Source organism: Azonexus sp. GW821-FHT04F04, assembly GCF_059420025.1.
In genome coordinates this window covers 1-4,816 of the sequence record NZ_JBWKSX010000024.1, presented here as the reverse complement: position 1 = coordinate 4,816, position 4,816 = coordinate 1, and the positions used below count along the sequence as shown (strand labels likewise).

Annotated in this window: 9 protein-coding genes; all 9 read right to left on the bottom strand. The window is 53.4% G+C overall.

Annotated elements, in window-relative coordinates; genetic code table 11:
• Window positions 1-181: 181 nt before the first annotated feature.
• A complete protein-coding gene (locus tag AC07TV_RS22695; protein ID WP_494650678.1) occupies window positions 182-526 on the bottom strand; it encodes a hypothetical protein in 345 nt (114 codons plus the stop codon).
• 758 nt (window positions 527-1,284) lie between these two features.
• On the bottom strand, window positions 1,285-1,731 hold the full coding sequence (locus tag AC07TV_RS22690; RefSeq protein ID WP_494650676.1) for a hypothetical protein: 447 nt from the start codon (window positions 1,729-1,731) through the stop codon (window positions 1,285-1,287).
• 117 nt (window positions 1,732-1,848) lie between these two features.
• The gene (locus AC07TV_RS22685) at window positions 1,849-2,100 is read right to left on the bottom strand and encodes a hypothetical protein (RefSeq protein WP_494650674.1); all 252 of its coding nucleotides are present in this window, start codon (window positions 2,098-2,100) and stop codon (window positions 1,849-1,851) included.
• Window positions 2,101-2,117: 17 nt separating this feature from the next.
• Window positions 2,118-2,426, bottom strand: coding sequence for a hypothetical protein (locus AC07TV_RS22680; RefSeq protein ID WP_494650672.1), 309 nt, complete (start codon window positions 2,424-2,426; stop codon window positions 2,118-2,120).
• A gap of 415 nt (window positions 2,427-2,841) precedes the next feature.
• A complete protein-coding gene (locus tag AC07TV_RS22675; RefSeq protein ID WP_494650670.1) occupies window positions 2,842-3,087 on the bottom strand; it encodes an Imm32 family immunity protein in 246 nt (81 codons plus the stop codon).
• Window positions 3,088-3,159: 72 nt separating this feature from the next.
• Window positions 3,160-3,498: an NfeD family protein gene (locus AC07TV_RS22670; protein WP_494650668.1), complete on the bottom strand. Its 339-nt coding sequence runs from the start codon at window positions 3,496-3,498 to the stop codon at window positions 3,160-3,162.
• A 103-nt stretch (window positions 3,499-3,601) separates the two neighbouring features.
• Entirely contained in the window at window positions 3,602-3,901 is a 300-nt protein-coding gene (locus AC07TV_RS22665; protein ID WP_494650666.1) for a hypothetical protein, read from the bottom strand.
• Between the two features lie 88 nt (window positions 3,902-3,989).
• Window positions 3,990-4,319 (bottom strand): hypothetical protein, encoded by a 330-nt coding sequence (locus AC07TV_RS22660; protein ID WP_494650664.1) that lies wholly within the window; start codon window positions 4,317-4,319, stop codon window positions 3,990-3,992.
• A 9-nt stretch (window positions 4,320-4,328) separates the two neighbouring features.
• The gene (locus tag AC07TV_RS22655; RefSeq protein ID WP_494650663.1) at window positions 4,329-4,727 is read right to left on the bottom strand and encodes a hypothetical protein; all 399 of its coding nucleotides are present in this window, start codon (window positions 4,725-4,727) and stop codon (window positions 4,329-4,331) included.
• Window positions 4,728-4,816 lie beyond the last annotated feature (89 nt).

Below are 4,816 nucleotides of genomic sequence, written 5' to 3'. Positions count from 1 at the left end.
ACGGGCCAAAACCGGCACGAAGCCAAGGGCAAGCGACGGGAAGCGAAGAAGCATAAAAAGCAGAAGCCTTCTAACGTAGAGCTAACCGGCGCTGCGCGGCTTTATCGCGCAGCGTCCAGCGACCGAAGGGAGCGAGGTTGAGCGCCGGGTTGGGCGGCGACGGATTGCAAACAGCTTGCAGCTAATGTTTGTGTTCGGCATTTTTTTCACCATGTTCAAGGTGACGTTTTTCAGAGCGGACTGACAACCAGAAAAAGAACGAAATTGGACAAAATAGCGATGGGTAGATGACATAAGGGAATTCTCGCATGTCGCTGACTGTAAAGAAGTAGCTGTGTATGCCCAAAAGAGAAAGTGCGAAAAATAACGACGTGAATACAAAGAAGCCGATTGTGAAACAGCCCCCCGGCTTGCTAGGCATTGGCTCTTCTATGAAACGACGGGGACGCTTCATTGCCACAAGACCCAACACGTAAAAAGTAGAGCCAATGGCCGTCGTGACTATTCCATAGAGATTAGTGGCCATGATTTGACGCCCAACGTTTAAGTTGAGGGGCGCGAAGCCGGCTTGCCGGCGTAGCGTCCCTCTCGAACGAGATGTTAGGCATCGGCAGCACGCCTCTCAATAGCGCTCCAAGCGTGAAGCGAAAAGCGATTTCTCTCTCTTGATTTCAAGAGCCGCTGGGCAAGAGCAATGTCCATTGTGGCAATGTATTCCGCCATGAAGGCAATCGTTCGCTCCGCTCGCCATCCGCGACATTGCTCCGCTGTAGAAACGTAATCCTCGAACGCACGCGCCCGGAGCTCAGCATCTTCGGCAACGGCACCAAGGAGAGAATTGAGGGCGTGGAGCCGACGAAGCCCATGGGACTCCGTTGATGCTCGTGACAGCAGTTCCTCCAATTCAGCGCCTGCTCTACTTCTATCGATCTTCACCAGAATCCGAAGTGGCCAGGCTGCGACACTAACCACTCTATTCGGTTCTTCTTGTTCGCGTGCAGCCGAGAATGATTCGGTAAGTATGGATAGGGCCGTCGATCGGGATTTCGTCGCTTCAGCAACGGATGCTAGCGCTTGGCAGCGATACCATGGATGGTTGATCGCGTGGGCTACGCTGTACGCCTTGTCAGGAGTCTCTGGCAAAAGGCGATCAGTTGCTGCGCGGCCCCCTACGTCTTCCGGTCGAATGTCATCGCTCCACATTTCGATGCCTAACGTTGTAGGTAAGGGGCACGCGGCTTGCCGCGTGTCCCAGCGACCGAAGGGAGCGCCTTGACCGCGATGTTAGGCGTTGATGTCAGCATTGAGGGAGCCTTTCCATGACCTGATACGAATACGGTCGAAATGTGTTTGCCACTGAGGCTGCTCGGGCTGTGTACCGGCCTCTAACTGCGAAGAGCCACGCCACTGTTCACCTTGCCACCACGAAATGACTGCAACCTGCTCGCTGACGACTTGCTTAACAAAATGTAAGGCGGCTTGGGTTCCAAAGTGATTGCCATCACCTACCCATTGATCGAAGTGCGAGTGGTAGCAATCAAACCCTACAGTGATCTCCTGATTCGATGTATCTATAACAAGCCCGTGCTCAACATGTGCTTCAACGGGAGGCTTGATTTCGATAACAAGGAATGAACTCCCATCGTCCGCCGGTTCCTCACGTGCGACCGCTCGCCACTCGGGGAAAGCAGCGAATAATTCGTTGGCAGAGGAAATGGAGAACGGGTCCATGGTGAAACGCCTAACGTTGTAGGTAAGGGGCGCTGCGCGGAGCTTTATCGCGCAGCGTCCAGCGACCGAAGGGAGCGGCCTTGACCGGAATGTTAGGTGCGATGGTAGGAGCCGGTGTCATGAAACTGCTTTTAGATCAGACTCAAGGATGTAGAGACTGTTAGGAACTGGGTTGTGACAATGTAGCTCCTTTTCGGAAACCGACTCGTCAAATAGAACTAGGACGCGGCCATTTTGATTTTTTGCTTCGGCAATATGTCCAGTGCTACCGATAAGTAACCAATAGTTTTCGCCACGCGGACACTCTTTTGGCGAAGCAGCGGTGCCATTGAATGTTGCCAGGATGACTTTTGTATTGAGGGTGAACATGGGTCTCGTAATCGTACCTAATGCTCGATGACTTTACGCGGCTTTGCCAAGTGCGCTTCGCCGGCCTTGGTTGCTTGAAACGTTAGCGATTCCATTGCAATGCAGCCACAGGGAAAGCTTTTGGCGAAATAGCGCTTGTTATTCCTTCGGTGTTGCCACTTCAGTAGCCCGAGCTTTGCAAGTCGATTGGCAACTTGAACGATTTCTGTGTTTCCAAAGGCTCGCTCATACCAGACGCCAAGGGTGGTTTGAGCCAATTTGATCGTTACGGGATCGCCTTCACACATGGCCAACAAACGATCTTCAATGTCGGAGAGTAATGCCACGAAGCACCTAACGTGCTAGCTCAGCCGACGGCAAAAAGCGCAGCTTTTTGACGGTCGGCTGGAGCGGGATGTTAGCGGCGGTGCGGCGACGACGAAAGGTTTGCACTACTTTTCCCTCCGTGATTGCCTGAATGTGCGGAAGCTGGCTGCGATGAACATGAGTGCGAATGGAACTGAGATAGCCGCTAAGAGCACAGAAACCCACTGATAGTTGGAAGGAACGAAACGGCCGCTGAATCCAGCAAAAGCCAAGAGCAACGGCCCTGGAATGAAGAGGCACTTCATTCGTTCCTCGGTTGTGGGTGGTAGTTTCATTCAGGGTTACCAAGAAGACGCTAACGTTGTAGGTAAGGGGCACGCGGCTTGCCGCGTGTCCCAGCGGCCAAAGGCCGCGCCTTGACCGGAATGTTAGAGGTCATTGGCCGCACTCCGGGTTAAACACGACGAAGTGAGGAGAGCCCATGAAGAACCGATCTTTGTCGGAAAGGTGCTCATGCTCCCAAGACGTGCCGCGAGTTTCTATCCCATTTGCACAGTTTTCGAGGAATTTCGCAATGCGCCGTAGTTCTTCTGGTGTGGCGACGAGCGTTATTTCGGCCAACTCAGCAGGCACGATCTCTTCAATTTTTAGACCTTCGTCAGCGTAACCGTGAATTTTCACTGTGACCTCTAACGTGCAAGCTCAGCCGACGGCAAAAAGCGTAGCTTCTTGACGGTCGGCTGGAGCGGAATGTTAGACAGGTTTTTCATTGCTGTTACGCTCCTTGGAAAGTTGCAATAACTCAGAACAACTGAAAACTGCGCCACATTTCCGACATTGAAACTTTGCAAAATAGCGCGTAATGGCTAGCCAAATTGCTGTGGATACTGCCAAGCCTACGATTTCACCAAAAAACCAAAATGTAAGCCCTCCTATTAGGGCACCCAAGGCAACCCAAACAAACTGGTCAGCCAGAACCAAGTAAGCATCAGCGAAATACTCTTTAATACCGGTGCCCGGCCCATATTCAAGAGTGCCATCACATTCTGGGCAATCGAATGTGCTTCGGAAAATCAGATGCCAGAGCTTCATTGCGGTCTAACGTTGTAGGTAAGGGGCGCTGCGCGGCGCTTTATCGCGCAGCGTCCAGCGACCGGAGGGAGCGGCCTTGACCGCATTGTTAGGCAATGCTGGATTACGCATTAGTGCCGCCTTTTTCGCTTGAGTGAGCGGAATACTGCTTGAGCGCGGCTAGAACACCCACACAGCCCAGCACTAGAAAAAGGACAAAGTCTCCTGATGGACCAAATTGATTGAAGAAGATGTTGTGAAGCCATGCCCAGCGACCAGTAGCAGGAGCCGATGAGGGAGAAAAGTATGAAGCGGCAGCGAGGACGAGAAATAGGCCAGAAAGACCCAGCCACAGATTTCCTTTTTCCTTGGGTGACATGAGAGGGGGCTTGAAATCTTCAGTTTGACCGGGCCAGATTTTCATATGTGCCTAACGTTGTAGGTAAGGGGCGCTGCGCGGAGCTTTATCGCGTAGCGTCCAGCGACCGTAGGGAGCGGCCTTGACCGCAGTGTTAGGGGGCATTTTTGAGCACCGTTTGATATTGCCAACCCCTGGCTTTGGTTAGCGTGTTGTCGTAACCGATTTGGCGCTCTATGAGCCCCATGTTTGCGGCGGCGAATGCCATAAGTTCTAAGACCCGCCACGACTCAAACTCGGATTTTTCAAATGCACTTTCAATCATGTCGAGTGCGAGCTCAAATTCATTGTGCTCAATATACTGATTGAATTGATCAATTTCATCTGCGCAGATGGCCTCTGCGGCCTCAGATAGATGTGAGCGCGCCTCAAGCAAGAAGCCCTCAGTGCGCAGCCATGATGCCCGGAGTTCGTCAGATGCCACCCATGACCCCTAACGTTGTAGGTAAGGGGCGCTGCGCGGCGCTTTATCGCGCAGCGTCCAGCGGAGGCCGAAGGCCGGAGCGGCCTTGACCGTAGTGTTAGAAGAGACAGCCGAGAAAGCGCCTGCACCAACGAACTGCCAGCAGCCGAGACCGGCGGCGGCACCCGGAAAATGCCCGACAGTCGAAAGCCGCCCAAACCCCAGGGCTTTTGAATTTCGCTGAAATTTCCGGTTGACCGTAGCAACGCCGAAAACGCTGAGCGGACGCGCCAAAACAAGCACGGAGCCAAGAGCAAGCGACCGGTTTCCGTAAAACCCGGAAGACGCCAGCCGGAAGCACCCCACGCCGAGCCGGGCTGCTAAAACCAGCACGCTGCGAAGAGAAGACGACAGAAGCTTGAGCGCCATAATGGACAGAACCTTCTAACGTGGAGCTAACCCGACGCCCGTCAGGGCGGTCGGGTTGAGCGCAGGGTTAGAAGGGTTTGCCGGGAAAG